General features: G+C 73.4%; 16 protein-coding genes. 7 read left to right on the top strand and 9 right to left on the bottom strand.

The window, feature by feature from the left end; all coding sequences use genetic code 11:
- The 5 genes from ACZ45T_RS36655 to ACZ45T_RS36635 all read right to left on the bottom strand — a co-directional run.
- Window positions 1-435: IS5 family transposase (locus ACZ45T_RS36655; protein WP_468448477.1), on the bottom strand; the 435-nt coding region annotated here is incomplete at its 3' end.
- Window positions 436-531: 96 nt separating this feature from the next.
- A complete protein-coding gene (locus ACZ45T_RS36650; protein ID WP_468448476.1) occupies window positions 532-1,203 on the bottom strand; it encodes a DedA family protein in 672 nt (223 codons plus the stop codon).
- A gap of 58 nt (window positions 1,204-1,261) precedes the next feature.
- On the bottom strand, window positions 1,262-3,787 hold the full coding sequence (locus tag ACZ45T_RS36645) for a glycoside hydrolase family 3 protein (protein ID WP_468448475.1): 2,526 nt from the start codon (window positions 3,785-3,787) through the stop codon (window positions 1,262-1,264).
- 116 nt (window positions 3,788-3,903) lie between these two features.
- Window positions 3,904-4,104 (bottom strand): type II toxin-antitoxin system VapB family antitoxin, encoded by a 201-nt coding sequence (locus ACZ45T_RS36640; RefSeq protein WP_468448474.1) that lies wholly within the window; start codon window positions 4,102-4,104, stop codon window positions 3,904-3,906.
- A gap of 75 nt (window positions 4,105-4,179) precedes the next feature.
- The gene (locus ACZ45T_RS36635; RefSeq protein WP_327363359.1) at window positions 4,180-4,632 is read right to left on the bottom strand and encodes a DUF4442 domain-containing protein; all 453 of its coding nucleotides are present in this window, start codon (window positions 4,630-4,632) and stop codon (window positions 4,180-4,182) included.
- A 96-nt stretch (window positions 4,633-4,728) separates the two neighbouring features.
- On the opposite strand from ACZ45T_RS36635, the gene ACZ45T_RS36630 reads away from it, so the two are divergent.
- Both ACZ45T_RS36630 and ACZ45T_RS36625 read left to right on the top strand, forming a co-directional pair.
- Window positions 4,729-5,727 (top strand): DUF8017 domain-containing protein, encoded by a 999-nt coding sequence (locus tag ACZ45T_RS36630; protein ID WP_468448473.1) that lies wholly within the window; start codon window positions 4,729-4,731, stop codon window positions 5,725-5,727.
- 70 nt (window positions 5,728-5,797) lie between these two features.
- Window positions 5,798-7,084 (top strand): MFS transporter, encoded by a 1,287-nt coding sequence (locus tag ACZ45T_RS36625; RefSeq protein WP_468448472.1) that lies wholly within the window; start codon window positions 5,798-5,800, stop codon window positions 7,082-7,084.
- Between the two features lie 147 nt (window positions 7,085-7,231).
- Here ACZ45T_RS36625 and ACZ45T_RS36620 read toward each other — a convergent pair whose 3' ends face one another.
- From ACZ45T_RS36620 to tuf, 3 genes are all read right to left on the bottom strand, one after another.
- Window positions 7,232-8,023: a spermidine synthase gene (locus tag ACZ45T_RS36620; protein WP_468448480.1), complete on the bottom strand. Its 792-nt coding sequence runs from the start codon at window positions 8,021-8,023 to the stop codon at window positions 7,232-7,234.
- A 78-nt stretch (window positions 8,024-8,101) separates the two neighbouring features.
- Window positions 8,102-8,977 (bottom strand): patatin-like phospholipase family protein, encoded by an 876-nt coding sequence (locus ACZ45T_RS36615; protein ID WP_468448471.1) that lies wholly within the window; start codon window positions 8,975-8,977, stop codon window positions 8,102-8,104.
- Window positions 8,978-9,062: 85 nt separating this feature from the next.
- A complete protein-coding gene (gene tuf, locus ACZ45T_RS36610) occupies window positions 9,063-10,244 on the bottom strand; it encodes an elongation factor Tu (protein WP_468448470.1) in 1,182 nt (393 codons plus the stop codon).
- A gap of 385 nt (window positions 10,245-10,629) precedes the next feature.
- Here tuf and ACZ45T_RS36605 point away from each other — a divergent pair, with 385 nt between their 5' ends.
- The 5 genes from ACZ45T_RS36605 to lnt all read left to right on the top strand — a co-directional run bounded on the left by ACZ45T_RS36605 (window position 10,630) and on the right by lnt (window position 14,761).
- Window positions 10,630-11,358 carry a TVP38/TMEM64 family protein gene (locus ACZ45T_RS36605; RefSeq protein ID WP_468448469.1) on the top strand — a complete coding sequence of 243 codons (729 nt, stop codon included), beginning with the start codon at window positions 10,630-10,632 and terminating at the stop codon, window positions 11,356-11,358.
- A gap of 48 nt (window positions 11,359-11,406) precedes the next feature.
- On the top strand, window positions 11,407-12,285 hold the full coding sequence (locus ACZ45T_RS36600; protein ID WP_468448468.1) for an undecaprenyl-diphosphate phosphatase: 879 nt from the start codon (window positions 11,407-11,409) through the stop codon (window positions 12,283-12,285).
- 115 nt (window positions 12,286-12,400) lie between these two features.
- On the top strand, window positions 12,401-12,577 hold the full coding sequence (locus ACZ45T_RS36595) for a hypothetical protein (RefSeq protein WP_468448467.1): 177 nt from the start codon (window positions 12,401-12,403) through the stop codon (window positions 12,575-12,577).
- A 70-nt stretch (window positions 12,578-12,647) separates the two neighbouring features.
- On the top strand, window positions 12,648-13,118 hold the full coding sequence (locus ACZ45T_RS36590; protein ID WP_468448466.1) for a nuclear transport factor 2 family protein: 471 nt from the start codon (window positions 12,648-12,650) through the stop codon (window positions 13,116-13,118).
- A gap of 77 nt (window positions 13,119-13,195) precedes the next feature.
- Window positions 13,196-14,761 carry an apolipoprotein N-acyltransferase gene (gene lnt, locus ACZ45T_RS36585; RefSeq protein ID WP_468448465.1) on the top strand — a complete coding sequence of 522 codons (1,566 nt, stop codon included), beginning with the start codon at window positions 13,196-13,198 and terminating at the stop codon, window positions 14,759-14,761.
- Here lnt and ACZ45T_RS36580 read toward each other — a convergent pair.
- Window positions 14,706-15,611 (bottom strand): Gfo/Idh/MocA family protein, encoded by a 906-nt coding sequence (locus ACZ45T_RS36580; protein ID WP_468448464.1) that lies wholly within the window; start codon window positions 15,609-15,611, stop codon window positions 14,706-14,708. The two genes, lnt and ACZ45T_RS36580, sit on opposite strands and share 56 nt — an antisense overlap.
- Window positions 15,612-15,649: the final 38 nt, after the last annotated feature.

Here is a 15,649-nt window from a genome sequence, read left to right as displayed (position 1 = left end):
GCGGCCGACCAGGCTTTGCCACGGAGTTTCGTTCTGACGTTCTGGCGCTTCGTCCCCCTTTGAGGCGGCCGACGCGGGCGGCGGGTCGGTTCGGGCGCCGGCCGCATGCTGATGTGCGCGCACGATGGTGGAGTCCACCGCCACGTCCCAGTCGATCTCACCCGCTGCATCGGCTGCGGCCTGAACCTGCTGAAGAAGACGTTCCCAGGTGCCGTTCGCCGACCACTGCCGATGGCGCTCGTAGACCGTCTTCCATGGTCCGAACCGATCTGGCAGGTCCCGCCATTGGATGCCAGTCCGTACCCGGTGCAGGATCCCGTCGATCACCTGCCGGTGATCGCGCCACCGGCCGCACCGACCATTACTCACCGGCAGGAACGGCCGCAGCCGTTCCCACTCCGCATCCGACAGATCACCACGCTCAACCCGCCCCATGCCCAGAACAACGAGCCGATCAACCGACGGTCACATGATCGACCGGACAGCTCCTAGGGGGTGTCCGGACCTGGGCCCCTGTCGGGGCGGGCCGGGTCAGTCCGAGGCGACCGCCGGAGCCGGCGCCTCGGCCGGCCCGGCCGGGGCGGGCACGGACACCGCCCGCGCCGCCTTCTTCATCCGGCTGCGCATCACCAGCGTGACCGCGAGCCCGAACAGCACGGCGAGCGCGAGCGCCAGCCAGGAGAACCGCTTGAGCCACGGCTCCGCGACGATCCCCACCGAGTAGATGACGGCGGTGGTGCCGCCCGCCCAGAGGATCCCGCCGAGGACGTTGGCGATCAGGAACCGCCAGTACGGCATCTGCAGCACGCCCGCCAGCGGCCCGGCGAAGATCCGCAGGAGCGCCACGAACCGCCCGAAGAAGACGGCCCACATGCCCCACTTCTCGAAGGAGCGTTCCGCCACGGCCACCTGGTCCGGGCCGAAGTGCTTCGGGAAGCGCCGGCCCAGCTTCGCCAGCAGCGGCTTGCCGCCCCGGCGGCCGATCGCGTAGCCGATCGAGTCGCCCACGATGGCCCCGGTGATCGCGCAGAGCGCCAGCACCACGGGATCGATCTCCCCGTGCTGCGAGGCCAGCAGCGCCGAGCTGACCAGGATGATCTCTCCCGGCAGCGGGATGCCGAGGCTCTCCAGCCCGATGACCAGACCCACCAGGAGATAGATGCTGACCGCCGGAATCGTCTCCAGCCATTCCTGGATGTGCACCGGTACGTCCTCCCGAGTCGTCGCCGGCGCGACCCCTGTGACACGCCGAACGGGCAGCCTATCGGCTCCCCACCACGACCTTTGACTTCAGTGGCAGTTCCCGCGAGGAACGGCCCGCGAACACCTCCCGGCGGCCGGAACCCAGCACCCACGCCCGCTGCTCCGGGTCCCAGGACGACAGCGCCCGTGCGTCGACGTCCACGGTGACCCGCTGCGCCTCGCCCGGCGCCAGGGTGAGCCGCCGGTAACCGGCCAGCGCGCGCACCGGCTGGTCGAGCCGCAGCTCGCGGGAGGGGCCGACGTACACCTGGGCCACCTCGGTGCCCTTGCGGCGGCCGGTGTTGCGGACGGTGAACTCCACGCGCAGGCCCGCACGTTTCCCGTCCGGGGCGCCCGGCCGAACCGTCAGCCCCTCGTAGTGCCAGGTCGTGTACGAGAGTCCGTGCCCGAAGGGGAACAGCGGAGCCACCTGCTGCGCGTCGTACCAGCGGTGCCCGACGTGGACGCCCTCCGAGTACTCCTGCCGGCCGCCCACCCCCGGGTAGCGCAGCGGGTCGCCGCCGACCGGGGTCTCCTGCTCGTCGGCCGGGAAGGTCTGGGTAAGCCGCCCGCCGGGGTCCACGTCCCCGAAGAGGATGTCGGCGGTGGCCCCCGCGCCCTCCTGGCCCGGGTAGTACATCTGGAGGACCGCCCCGGTACGGGAGAGCCACGGCATGGTCGTACTGGAGGAGGTGTTGAGCACGACCGCCGTACGGGGATTCGCGGCGGCCACCGCCTCGATCAGCTGGTCCTGCCCGCCGGGGAGCGCCAGGGAGGTCCGGTCCCTGCCCTCGGTGGCGTCCTCGTACGCGAACAGGACGACGCTGCGGGCCGACTTCGCGGTCTTCACGGCCTCGGCGAGGTCCGCCGCCCGGATCGCCCCGGTGGTGTGCCGGAGCCGGAAGCGCTGGCCCTTGGCCCCGCCCTGGGCGTTCACCGCGAGCCGGTGGGGGCCCGCCTTCAGGGCCAGGGTCCGGCGGCGCACGGTCATTCCGTCGGGTGCGGAGCCGAGCAGTCCGCCCACGAAGTGTTCGGCCACGCCCTGCCGGACGGGGAACAGTTCCTCCCCGTCGAGACGCACGCTGGGCCGCTGCCCGGTGTAGTGGACGAGCAGGGTCCACTCGTCGTCCGCCGCCAGGCGGAACGCGCCCTCGTGGCTCCAGCCGCGCCCGGGGTCCACGCCCCGGTCGTCCAGGTCGGCGGGCGGGGTCAGCAGCGTGGCGGGGAGCGGCCGCCCGTACAGGTCCTCGCCGAGGGCGTAGCGGACGGTGGAGCCGTTCCCGGCCCGCCGCCGGATGGCGCTGAGCGGGGCGGCCGCCCCGTCGGGGACCACGTGAGCGCTGCCCCCGCCGCCGACGAAGGGCACCTGGCCGGTGGGTCCGATCACCGCGATCGAGCGGGCGGCGGCGCCGGTCAGCGGCAGGGTCCCGTGCTCGTTGCGCAGCAGCACCGCCCCGGCGGTGGCCACCTTGCGGGCCACCCGGGCGCCGGCGGCGGCGTCGCGCGCGGGCCGGGCGGCGGGCCGGGCCGCCAGCAGCCCGAAGCGGTCCATGGTGGTGAGGATCCGGTGGACGGCGAGGTCGACGGCGGGCTCCGGCACGGAGCCGCCGCGCACCGCCTCGCGCAGCGGCTTGCCGAAGTGCGTGCCGCCGGGCATCTCCATGTCCAGGCCGGCGCCGATGGCGGCGACGGTGCTGTGGGCGGCGTCCCAGTCGGACATGACCCAGCCGTCGAACCCCCAGTGCCCGCGCAGCAGTTCGTCGAGCAGCGGCTTGCTCTCGCAGGCGTAGACGCCGTTGACCTTGTTGTAGGCGCCCATCACGGCGCCCGCGCCGGCGGCCACGGCGGCTTCGAAGCCCCGTAGCTCGGTCTCGTGCAGGGTCTGCTCGGCGGCGATCACGTCGATGGTGTCGCGGCCCCGTTCCTGGTTGTTGAGGGCGAAGTGCTTGACGGTGGCGATGAGGCCCTCGTCCTGGATCCCGCGGATCATCTCGCCGACCAGGTCGGCGGTGAGGCGCGGGTCCTCGGCGAAGGTCTCGAAGTTGCGGCCCGCGTACGGGGTGCGGATGAGGTTGACCATGGGCGACAGCAGGACGTCCTGGCCGAGCGCCCGGCCCTCGCGGCCGAGGACCCTGCCGTACTCGCGCGCCAGCGCCGGGTCGAAGGCGGAGGCGAGCAGGACCGGGGCGGGCAGCGCGGTGGCGGGTGCGGCGACCCGTACCCCGGCGGGGCCGTCGGCGAGGCGCAGCGCGGGGATGCCCAGGTGCGGTACGCCGGGTACGTAGCCGGCCTGCCCGAGGGGGGCGGGGTCCGGGGCGCCGTGGAGCAGGGTGGTCTTCTCGTCGAGGGTGAGCCGCTCCAGCAGGGAGTCGATCCGGGCTGCGCTCCCGGGCTCGGCGGCGGCCGGCGCGGCCGGTGAGGCCTTGCGGAGCCCCGCGCCCGTCGGCACGGTGGGTGCGCAGGAGCCCGCTCCGAGGACCGTGCCCACCGCGCCGGCCGCTCCGAGCAGCCGCATCGCGGAACGTCGGGACAAGGCCTCGCTCATGGGCGCTCCCCTGCGGCGTGGTCGGCGGGAGCGGCCCGCGCCGGACCGCTCCCGCACCCACTGTGCGCCGCGCGCCCGCGCGCCGCGCCGAGACGCGCCCTCACGGACCCCCAGGTTCAGCCCTCCGGCAGCGGCGGCGGGCTGTCGGCGCTGCGCCGGGGCCCGTCCTGGAGCTGGACCCGCGCCTCGGTGCGGTGCCCGCGCGCGATGTAGTCGCGTACGACGGCCTCCACCGCGTCCTGCGGTGAGCCGACCCCGGCGAGCACCATCACTTCCACCACGAGCTCGGCGTCGAGGCTGATGTTGACCTTGGCCACGGGTCTCCCTCCATCGTCGTGGAAGGGACTTTAGGGGATGCCCGGCCGGTCATGGCCGGTCATGGCCGGGAACGCCTACGCGTTGGGGCGCAGGGTCCACACCACGGTCATCTCGCCCGTCACGGCCTCGTCCTCGCGCTGGATGGCGATGGTGACCGGGAATTCGGGGCGGCCGCCGGCGTCGAGTTCGGCGACGACCTCCGCCGCCGGGCGGCCGAGGGTGGCGGTGGCGGTCACGACGCCCTTGGCGAGCTTCTTGTAGCCGATCTCGGCCCGCACGGCGAGGGGCACGGCGCGCGAGAGCTGGTCGCCGAAGGCGGCGAGGACGATCGCGCCGCTCGCGGACTCGGCGAGGGTGAACATGGCGCCGGCGTGCGGGCCGCCGACGTGGTTGTGGTAGTCGGGCTGGTCCGGGAGCCGGACGACCGCGCGCTCGGGGGTGGTCTCCAGGAACTGGAGGTTCAGGGTCCGGGCCATCGGCACGGTCGCGGCGAGCAGTTCGCCCACGTTCATCTGATCTGCGCTCATGGAACGCGATGTTACCCGTGGGTAGATGTTCTTGGCCAGAGCCTGACAGGGGGCGGCCGTGGCTCCCGGGGGTCGCTCCCACTATCGTTACCGGCCATGTGGCCAGGACAGCAGCAGCCGCCCGGGGGCGAACAGAACCCCCAGGACGCGCACCAGAACCCGTACCAGCAGCAGCCGGGACAGCCGAACCCGTACCAGCAGCAGCCCGGTTACGGGTACCCGCAGCAGGGCTACCAGACGCCCCCGCCCGCCCAGCCGTGGGGCCAGCAGACGCCCCCGGCCCCGCAAGGCGGCGGTGGAAGCCCGTACTCGACCAAGACCGTGGCCATCGTCGCGGCCTCCGCGGTCGTCGTGGCGGCCGCCGCGACCGGCGCGTTCGTGCTGACCCGCGACGACAAGAACACCGAGGCGAACGACAAGCCGCCGGCGGCCAGCTCCTCCGCGCCGGTCTCCGAGCCGCCCGCCCCGGCCGGCAGCAGCGCGAACCCGCGCGCGGGCGGCAGCATGCAGCCCGTCATCCCGGGCTGGAAGGTCGTCGTCAACACGAAGTACAACGTCGCCTACGACGTACCCGCCGAGTGGAACGTCCACGACCCCGGCGTGTCCCTCGCCATCCACGACGAGAAGGAGGGCAAGCCGCTCATCACGATGTCCGGGAGCGCCAGCCTCAAGGAGGAGTGGTGCACCGTCGACAAGAACGCGGACGGCACCCTCGAGAAGTTCTCGCTCGCGGACACCGGTGTCAAGGGTGCCCAGGGCGCCAAGGACACGGCCCAGGTGGCGTCGGACAACACGTCCGCCTGGGTCTGGGCGGCCTACGCGCAGAACGAGCCCAAGGGAACGGTCAAGGTGGGCGAGGTGAAGGAGTACACCACCGCCTCCGGCCTCAAGGGCCACACGGTGGTCGCGACCGCTCCGGGCGTGAAGAAGGTGAACAAGTGCTCCTCGGACGGCAAGGCGATCGGCTTCGCCTTCAAGAACGCCGTCGGTGACTTCGCCAGCTTCGTGATCGTCGGCGTGGCGGGCATGAAGGACGAGGTTCCGGCCGACGTCTCCGACAAGATCCTCAGCTCCATCCGGCTCGCCACCGGCTGATCTCGCCCTCCCCCGCCCCCGGGCCGGCAATCCGTTTGGATTCCCGGCCCGGGGCGGCGATAGTCCGAGAGTGACCTCTCCCCCCACCGCACCGCCCCGGACCCTCGCACGCCCTCGTCGGCCCGCCTGGGCCGGCCGGAACTACACCCTGCTCACGGGCGCGGCGGTCGTCACGAACCTCGGCAGCCACGGAGCGCTCATCGCGGCCGCCTTCGCAGTGCAGGAGGCCGGCGGAACCGCCGGCGACCTCGGCCTGGTCGCCGCCGCCCGCACGCTGCCGCTCGTCCTCTTCCTGCTCGTCGGTGGCGCGATAGCCGACCGGCTGCCGCGCCACCGGGTGATGGTCGCGGCCAACGCCCTCAACTGCCTTTCCCAGGCGGCCTTCGCCGTGCTCGTCCTCGTCGGCGACCCCCAGCTGTGGCAGATGATGCTGCTGACCGCCCTGTGCGGCACCGGTACGGCGTTCTTCAATCCGGCGGCCGAGGGCATGCTGCTGTCGACGGTCTCCGGCGAGCACGCCAACCGCGCCTTCGCGCTCTTCCGCATGGCGATGAACGGCGCCGGCATCGGCGGCGCCGCCCTCGGCGGAGCGATGATCGCCGTGATGGGCCCGGGCTGGGTGCTGGCCGTGGACGCGGTGGCCTTCGCGATCGGGGGCGCCCTGCGCGCCTTCCTCGACGTGAGCCGGGCCGCCGACCGGGCCCCGGGCGGCGGCCTGCTGGCCGACCTGCGCGAGGGCTGGGTGGAGGTGCGGACCCGCCCCTGGCTGTGGAGCATCGTGCTCCAGTTCTCCGTCGTCGTCGCCGTCGTCGGCGCCGCGGAGGCGGTCTACGGTCCGCTGGTCGCCCGGGACCGGCTGGGCGGGGCGGCGCCCTGGGGGCTGGCCCTGGCCTTCTTCGGGGTCGGCACCATCGCCGGGGCCGTCCTGATGATGGCGTGGAAGCCGCGCCGGCTGCTGCTGGTCGGCACCCTGTGCGTGTTCCCCCTGGCGCTCCCGTCGGCGGGGCTGGCGGTGCCGCTGCCCGTGTGGGGGCTGTGCGCGGTGATGCTCGTCAGCGGAGCCGCCATCGAGGTGTTCGGCGTGAGCTGGATGACGACGATGCATCAGGAGATCCCGGAGGAGAAGTTCTCCCGGGTCTCCGCCTACGACTGGTTCGGCTCGGTCTCGATGCTGCCGCTGGCCACCGCCCTGGCCGGCCCGGCCGAATCGGCCTTCGGCCGCACCGAGGCCCTGTGGGGCTGCGCGGCCCTGGTCGTCCTGGCCACCGCCCTGGTCCTCCTCATCCCGGACGTCCGCCACATGACCCGCCGCAAGGACAGCCCCGCCGAGCACACTCCCAGCCCCGCCGGCGTTTGAGGCGATCTTTCAGCCCCGCCGGCGTTTGAGGCGATCTTTCAGCCCCGCCGGCGTTTGAGGCGCTCTTTCAGCTGGGGGTCCCCCCGGACGGAGTCTGGGGAGGGTCCGGGGGCAGCGCCCCCGGCAACGGCGCCGCACCCGGCCCGCTCACCCCAGGCTGAACGCACCCTCCGGCGGAGCCGGGGAAGGAGCCGCATCCGCGTCGGCCACGGGCACGGCCCCGCGTATGAACCGGCCCAGCCCGTCCCCGTACTCCACCCTGGCGGGAAACGCGTCGGCCGCGCACCGCCGAGCCACCGCGCCCACCTCCAGCGGAGCGTCCGACGCGAGCAGCACCGCGTTCCCGAACCGCCGCCCCCGCAACACCCCCGGCTCCGCGATCAGCGCCAGTTCCGCGAAGGCCACCCGGAAATTGGCCAGCTGCGACCGCAGGAAGTCGAACGGCGCCCCGTCGGCCAGATTCGCCACGTACAGCCCGCCGGGCCGCAGCACCCGCGCCGCCGCCCGCGCGTACTCCACCGACGTCAGCTGCGCCGGCACCCGCGAGCCGCCGAACACATCGGCCACCACCACGTCCGCGCTCCCCGCCGGCGCCGCCTCCAGCCAGGCCCGCGCGTCGGCGGTGTGCACCGTGACCCCGGAGCCCTCCGGCAGCGGCAGGTGCTCGGTGACCAGCTCGACCAGGCCCGCGTCGAACTCGACGACGTCCTGCCGGGATCCCGCCCGGGTCGCCGCGGCATAGCGCGGCAGCGTGAGCGCGCCGCCGCCCAGGTGCAGGAGGTCCAGTGCGCGCCCGGGCTCCGCCGCGCAGTCCAGCACGTGCGCGAGGCGGCGTACGTACTCGAATTCCAGGTGCTGCGGATCGTCCAGGTCCACATACGACTGCGGCGCCCCGTCGACGGTCAGCAGCCAGGCCCGCTCGCCGTCCACGTCCGGCATCAGCTTGGCGGTGCCCTGGTCCACGTTCCGGATCACCGGGATCTGTTCGTCGCTCACCCCACCATTGTCGGCCCGGGCTCAGCCCGCCCAGACCGCCTGCGCCTCGGCCGCGTGCTCGGCGGCCTGCGCCAGGCCTGCCCGCGCCGCCGGGTCCCGCCGGACGGGGTCCAGTACGTTGCGCCCTATGGCCTTGCGGGCCGCCGTCGACGGGGTGATCAGCAGGACCCGCGCCCCCGCCTCCCGCAGCCGGGCGGCCTGCGCGGACGGGGCGGGGACGAGCCCGGAGCCGAGGGAGACCGGTGCGATGATCACCACGCGCGCGTAACCGGCGGCCAGATCGGCGTTGGTGGCGGAGCGGATGCCTCCGTCGATGAACCTCCGTCCGTCCACGGTCACCGGCGGCCACACCCCCGGCACCGCGCAGCTCGCCGAGACCGCGTCGACGAGCCCGCCCCCGCTTTCCTTGTCGAATGCCTTGAAGTCACCGCTCAGCGCGTCCACCGCGGTGACGACGAGCCGCCGCTGCGGCCACTCGTGGGAGACGAGCCGGGCCGCGAGCACCTTGCGCCGCTCCGCCTCCTCGCCGGTGTCAGCGGCCAGCGCCAGGGCGCCGACCCGCTGCCGGTAGGCCGTGGCCGTGCGGGAGCGTGCCAACGCGAGGGCGTACCGGGCGATGACGCCCGCCCCGATTTTCGCGGCGAGTTCCCCCCGCGCGTCGCCGAGCTGGCGCTCGTACAGCTCCTGCACGGAGAGCAGTCCGGAGGTGAGCTGGGCCCCGACCACCGACCCGGCGGAGGTGCCGACGACCAGGTCGGCGGTCGTGAGGTCGACGCCCGCGCGGGCGAGGCCGTAGAGGATTCCGCACTCCCAGCCGATGCCCGTCAGGCCTCCGCCTCCGAGCACCAGTGCCGTGTCGCCGCCCATCTCCGCCCGCCCCTCCGCGCCTGCGCGCATGCCTGTGGTGACGGCAGTCTGGCGCAGCCGGCCCGCCGTCACCACAGGGGGTCCCGAGCGATCCGGCCGGATCAGCCCGGCCGGGTCACCCCAGGACGGCCGTCACCGTCCCCGCGCCGACGGTCCGCCCGCCCTCGCGGATCGCGAAGCCGAGCCCCGACTCCAGCGGGACGTCCCGCCCGAGCTCGACGGTCATCGTGACCGTCTCCCCCGGCCGGGCCACGGCGGCCTCCCCCAGGTCCACGTCCCCCACCACGTCGGCGGTGCGGATGTAGAACTGCGGCCGGTAGCCGGTGGCGACCGGTGTCGTACGGCCGCCCTCGCGCCCCGAGAGCACGTACACCTGCGCGGTGAAGCGCCGCTTCGGCGTCACGCTGCCGGGAGCGGCCACCACGTGCCCGCGGCGCACCCCGTCGCGCGGTACTCCGCGCAGCAGCAGCGCGACGTTGTCCCCGGCCTCGGCGGACTCCATCGGCTTGCCGAAGGTCTCCAGGCCGGTGACCACCGTCTCCGCCGGCTCTCCGTCGCCGCCCAGGATCGCGACGCGGTCGCCGAGGCGTACGCTCCCGCGCTCGACGGCGCCCGTCACGACGGTCCCGCGCCCGGTGATGGTCAGCACGTTCTCCACCGGCAGCAGGAACGGCGCGTCCGTGTACCGCACCGGCGTGGGCACGTACGTGTCCACCGCGTCCAGCAGCGCCTGGATCGCCTCGGTCCACCGCGGGTCGCCCTCCAGCGCCCCGAGCCCGGAGACCCGTACGACCGGCGCGGTGTCACCGCCGTACCCGTGCGCGGTGAGCAGCTCGCGGACCTCCAGCTCGACCAGGTCGGTCAGCTCGGGGTCCCCGGCGTCGGCCTTGTTGAGCGCCACCACGATGTGGTCGACGCCGACCTGCCGGGCGAGGAGCACGTGCTCGGCGGTTTGTGGCATGACCCCGTCGAGCGCGGAGACGACGAGGATCGCCCCGTCGAGCTGCGCGGCGCCCGTGACCATGTTCTTGATGTAGTCCGCGTGCCCGGGCATGTCCACGTGGGCGTAGTGCCGGGTGTCGGTCTCGTACTCGACGTGCGTGAGGTTGATGGTGATCCCGCGGCGGGCCTCCTCGGGGGCCCGGTCGATGCGGTCGAACGGCACGAAGGAGGCGCCGCCGCGCTCGGCGAGGACCTTGGTGATGGCGGCGGTGAGGGTGGTCTTGCCGTGGTCGACGTGACCCATGGTGCCGATGTTGAGGTGCGGCTTGGTACGCACGAAGGCCGTCTTGGCCATGATGTCTTTCCCGTGGCTCGAAGCTGGAACGGGACCCCTGAACCGAACCGACCCTCCCCCTGCGGGGTCCGCCGGACGATCCGGGAAGGGTCAGCTTCGTGCGCCGTCGAATGCGGCGGGGGCAGGTGCGCCTGCCAGTGCTGCAGGGAGTGCTTCTGCGAACGCGGCAGCCTTCGGCGCGTCCGCGACTGCGGACGGCGCTGCGAGGAAGGCGAACCGGGACATGCCCCTGATCCTGCCGGACCGTCCCGGGGCCGTCGAATGAATTTCCGCGCGCCCGAGGACGGTTGAGCGGCCGCCGGGAGCGCGCAGGCGTCGCCGGGCGTTCGACCGCATGAGACCCGGATTACGGCGCGACGCCGCACAGGTCGGCTAGTCTCCCGGAATGTCCCTCCTCCTGGCGCCGTGGACCCGGCTGTCGCTGCTCGTCGTGCTGCTCGTGGCGGCCGGCGTGTGCGTGCTGCTGTACGAGCCCCAGCGCATCCTCTCGGAGGGCTGGCCCCCGGGGCTCCCGGTGGGCACCGCGGTCCTGCTGTTCGCGGCCGCGTACGGCGTGTGCGCGGCGGCCTTCGTGCCGCGCCCCCTGCTCAATCTGGCCGCGGGAGCCGTCTTCGGCACCCAGTTCGGCCTCGTCGCGGCGGTCGCCGGCACCGTGCTCGGCGCCGCGATCGCCTTCGGCCTCGGGCGGATCATGGGCCAGGAGGCGCTGCGCCCGTACCTGCGCGGCCGCTGGCTGGAGGCGGCCGACGGCCAGCTCAGCCGGCACGGCTTCCGCTCGATGCTCGCCGTCCGGCTCTTTCCCGGGGTGCCCTTCGTGGTGGCCAACTACTGCGCGGCGGTGTCCCGCTGCGGCTGGGGTTCCTTCCTGCTCGCCACGGCGGTCGGCGTCGTCCCGAACACGACGGCGTACGTGATCGCGGGGGCCAGCGCCTCCTCCCCCGGATCGCCCGCCTTCCTCGTCTCCTTCGGCTTCATCGTCGTCTCCGTGGTGGGGGCGGGAGCCGTCGCCTGGCGCAAGCGGCACCGCCTGGCGCCCGCCCGCACCGGCGCGCCGGCGTGCGAACTGACGCCCCAGCACCCCCCAGTGGTCAGCGGCGCTCCGCACGGGCCCTAGCATCGGACGCGAACTGCCCGACGATCACAAGGACGAGCGCACCCCGACATGAGCTGGTTCGAATCCCTAATCCTCGGTCTCGTCCAGGGGCTTACGGAGTTCCTCCCGATCTCCTCCAGCGCCCACTTGCGGCTGACCGCGGCGTTCGCCGGCTGGCACGACCCGGGAGCGGCCTTCACCGCCATCACCCAGATCGGCACCGAGGCCGCCGTACTGATCTACTTCCGCAAGGACATCGCGCGGATCGTATCCACCTGGTTCCGCTCGCTCTTCGACAAGTCGCTGCGCTCCGAGCAGGACGCGAAGATGGGCTGGCTGGTGATCGTCGGCTCGATTCCGATCGGTGTCCTGGGCCTCACCTTCAAGGAGCAGATCGAGGGCCCGTTCCGCGATCTGCGGCTGACCGCCACCACCCTCATCGTGATGGGCATCGTGCTCGGCGTCGCCGACCGGCTCGCCGCACGCGACGAGGAGGGCGGCCGGCACCGCGCCATCCGCGAGCGCAAGACGCTCAAGGAGCTCAGCGTCAAGGACGGCCTGATCTTCGGTCTCTGCCAGGCCATGGCCCTGATCCCGGGTGTCTCCCGGTCCGGCGCGACGATCTCCGGCGGTCTGCTGCTGGGCTTCACCCGCGAGGCGGCGGCCCGCTACTCCTTCCTCCTCGCCATCCCGGCCGTGCTGGCCTCGGGCGCCTTCGAGATCAAGGACGTGGTCGAGGAGCCGGGTCACATCTCCTGGGGTCCGACGATCTTCGCGACGGTCATCGCCTTCTTCGTCGGCTACGTCGTCATCGCGTGGTTCATGAAGTTCATCTCCAGCAAGAGCTTCATGCCCTTCGTGATCTACCGGATCCTGCTCGGCATCGCCCTGTTCATCCTCGTCGGCACCGACGTGCTGAGCCCGCACGCCGGCGAGTCCGGGCAGTAGGCGCGCCCCCGCCTCACCGCTTCGCGCGAACCGAAGGCCGCTCGGGAACGTTCCCGGGCGGCTTTCGCGTCGTTGTGCCTGAAGAGACCGGAAGGCAAACAGCAGGGGGTGTCCCATGGGTCGAGTGGTGCTGGAGCGTTTTCCGGCCGGAAGTCCGAGGGGGAGCTGGCCCGCCGAGGAGTACGCCGCGCAGCGCCTGCGCGAGGGTGTGCCGGCCGAGGTGGTCATGGATCTCGACAGCGACGCGTTCCTCGTCGTGGTCCGGCAGCGGGAGGGCCGTTCCGGTCACTGACCGGCCCGCGCAAAGATCCGGTCGGCGCACGCCCCTTGGCCTGGCGCCCTCGCAGCCCCACACTGACCCGATGACTCAGCGTGTGGACCTCGCGACGGTAATGGACCGGCTGGCGATCGACGAAGTGGTCACGGGCTACGCGGTGGCCGTCGACGACGGCGACTGGGCCGCGTACCGGGCCCTGTTCGCCGCCGGCGGGCGGGTCGACTACAGCTCGGCGGGCGGGATCGAGGGCCCGGTGGGGGAGGTCGCGGACTGGCTCGCGGAGACCATGAAGCTCTTCCCGGTGCGCCAGCACTTGATCGTCAACCGGCTGATCCGGCTCGAGGACCTGGGCGGTTCGCCCGGTGACAGCGCCGAGGTCCGGGCCGACTTCCTCAATCCGATGCGCCTGGAGGGGGCCGGGGCCGACGGCGGTACGGTCACCTCGCCCAACTTCGTCGCCGCCGGACGCTACGCCTTCGCCCTGGCCCGCACCTACGAGGGCTGGCGGCTCACCCGCGTCACCGTGCACGAGAAGTGGCGACACCTGGCCGTCTAGCGCTGTGACCAGGCGAGCTTCGCGGCCCGCCTGGACCGGTCGTCCGGCACTGCACACACTGGAAGCGGAGGCGCGCCATGGTCTCGATGCGGAATTCGCTGTGCCGGTGGTGGCGTGGGCCCGCCGCGGCCGCCGCCGGCGCGCTGCCCGCCCTCGCCTTCCCCGCCCCCGCGCTCTGGTGGTTCGCCTACGTCGCCCTCGCGCCCTGGATGCTGCTGTTGCGGTCGGCCCCCACCGGGCGGCGGGCCGCCCTGGAGGGCTGGCTGGGCGGCGCCGCCTTCATCGTGGCCGTCCACCACTGGCTGCTGCCCAGCCTGCACGTGTTCCTGATACCGGTGGCCGCGCTGCTGGGGCTGCTCTGGATCCCCTGGGCGCTGCTCGTGCGGCAGTTGCTCGGCGGGGTCCCGACGGCGGGCCGGGCCGGGGCCGCGCTGGTCCTCGTACCGGCGGGGTGGCTGCTGTCGGAGCTGGCCCGGTCCTGGCAGGGGCTGGGCGGGCCGTGGGGGCTGCTGGGGGCCAGCCAGTGGCAGGTGCCGCCCGCGCTGCGGCTGGCTTCGGTGGGCGGGGTGTGGCTGGTCAGCCTGCTGGTGGTGGCGGTGAACTGCGTCCTGGTGCTGCTGATCGCGGCGCCGGGGGCGCGGTTCCCCGCGGTGGCGGGGATGACGGGGTGCGCGGTACTGACGGGGGCGGTGTGGGTGTGGGCGGCGCGGCCGGAGGAGTCGGGCGGGCTGCGCGTGGCCGTCGTACAGCCGGGCCTGGTGGCGGACGGCCCGGACAGCGCGGAGCGGCGGTTCGCCGCCGGGGAGCGGCTGACCCGGACCCTGGCCGGGCAACGGGTCGACCTCGTGGTGTGGGGCGAGAGCAGCGTCGGCGAGGACCTGACGGCCCGCCCGGACCTGGCCCGGCGGCTGGCTTCGCTGTCGGCGGAGGTCGGGGCTCCGCTGCTGGTGAACGTGGACGCGCGGCGGGCCGACCGCCCCGGGATCCACAAGAGCGCGGTGCTCATGGGCCCCCTGGGACCCACCGGCGACCGGTACGACAAGATGCGGCTCGTCCCCTTCGGCGAGTACGTACCGGCCCGGACGCTGCTCGGCTGGGCCACTTCGGTCGGCAAGGCGGCCGGCGAGGACCGCGTGCGCGGCGAGGCTCCGGTGGTGATGGACCTGCCCGTGCGGGCCGACGGCGGCCCGGGCGTGCGACTCGGCCCCCTGGTCTGCTTCGAGTCGGCCTTCCCCGACATGAGCAGGCACCTCACCCGCGACGGGGCCGGCCTGCTCATCGCCCAGTCGGCGACCTCCACCTTCCAGGACAGCTGGGCCCCGGCCCAGCACGCCTCGCTGGCCGCGCTGCGGGCGGCCGAGAACGGCCGCCCGATGGTGCACGCCACCCTTACGGGCGTCAGCGTGGTGCACGGCCCGTCCGGCGAGCGGATCGGCGCCGCCCTGCCCACCTCCGCGAGCGCGGCGGCGGTGTACGAGGTCCCGCTGGCCCGTGGCACGACCCTCTACGTCCGCTTCGGGGACTGGCCGGTGGCCGCGTCCCTGGCAGCCCTGGCGGCGTACTGCGGGGTGGCGGGAATCCGGTCGCTCAGGAGGCCTGCTCCAGAGCCGAGTTCACCACCCGCTCGCACAGCTCGTGGGTGAGCAGCGCGTCCCGGGCGCTGAGCACCTTGCCCGCCGCGACGGACTCCAGGAACCGGTCCACGACCTGCTCGATGCCGCGCTGGCGGGCGACCGGTACCCAGTCCCCGCGGCGCCGCACGGTCGGCTGGCCCTTGTGGTCGATGACCTCCGCGAGGTTGACGACCTGCCGCTTGGTGTCCCGGCCGGACACCTCCAGGATCTCCTCGGTGGAGCCGGACAGACGGTTCATGACGCCGAGGGCGGTGAAACCGGCACCGGACAACTGGAGCACCACCTGGTGCATCAGCCCCTCGCGCACCACGGCGCGGACGTCGACGTGGTCGGCCTCGCCGGGCAGCAGGAAGCGCAGGGTGTCGACGACGTGGATGAAGTCGTCCAGCACCAGGGTGCGCGGGTCCTCGGGCAGCCCGACCCGGTTCTTCTGCATGATGATCAGATCGCGCGGGTGGTCGGCGCACTGCGCGTAGCCGGGCGCGTGGCGGCGGTTGAAGCCGACGGCGAGGGAGACCCCCCGCTCCTCGGCCAGCTCCACCAGCCGCTGCGAGTCCGCGTACTCGTAGGCGAGCGGCTTGTCCACGTACGTCGGAACGCCGGCCTCCAGCAGCCGCGCGACGATCTCGGGGTGGGCCGGCGTCGGGGCGTGCACGAAGGCCGCGTCGAGCCCCTCGGCGAGCAGCGCGTCCAGATCGGCGTGCCGTTGCCCGGCCGGGACGTGGTGGATCTCGCCGACCCGCTCCAGCGTGGCGGCACTGCGGGTCTGCAGGTGCAGCTCGATGCCCGGGCGCGTGGTGAGGACGGGCAGGTACGCCTTCTGCGCGATGTCGCCGAGTCCGATGCAGCCGACCTTCACCGGGAGCCTCCTGGTTCGTACCTTGTGGGATTCCCGCA

Source organism: Streptomyces sp. NPDC030995 (genome assembly GCF_055571215.1).
This window is presented reverse-complemented; position numbering and strand designations above follow the sequence as displayed.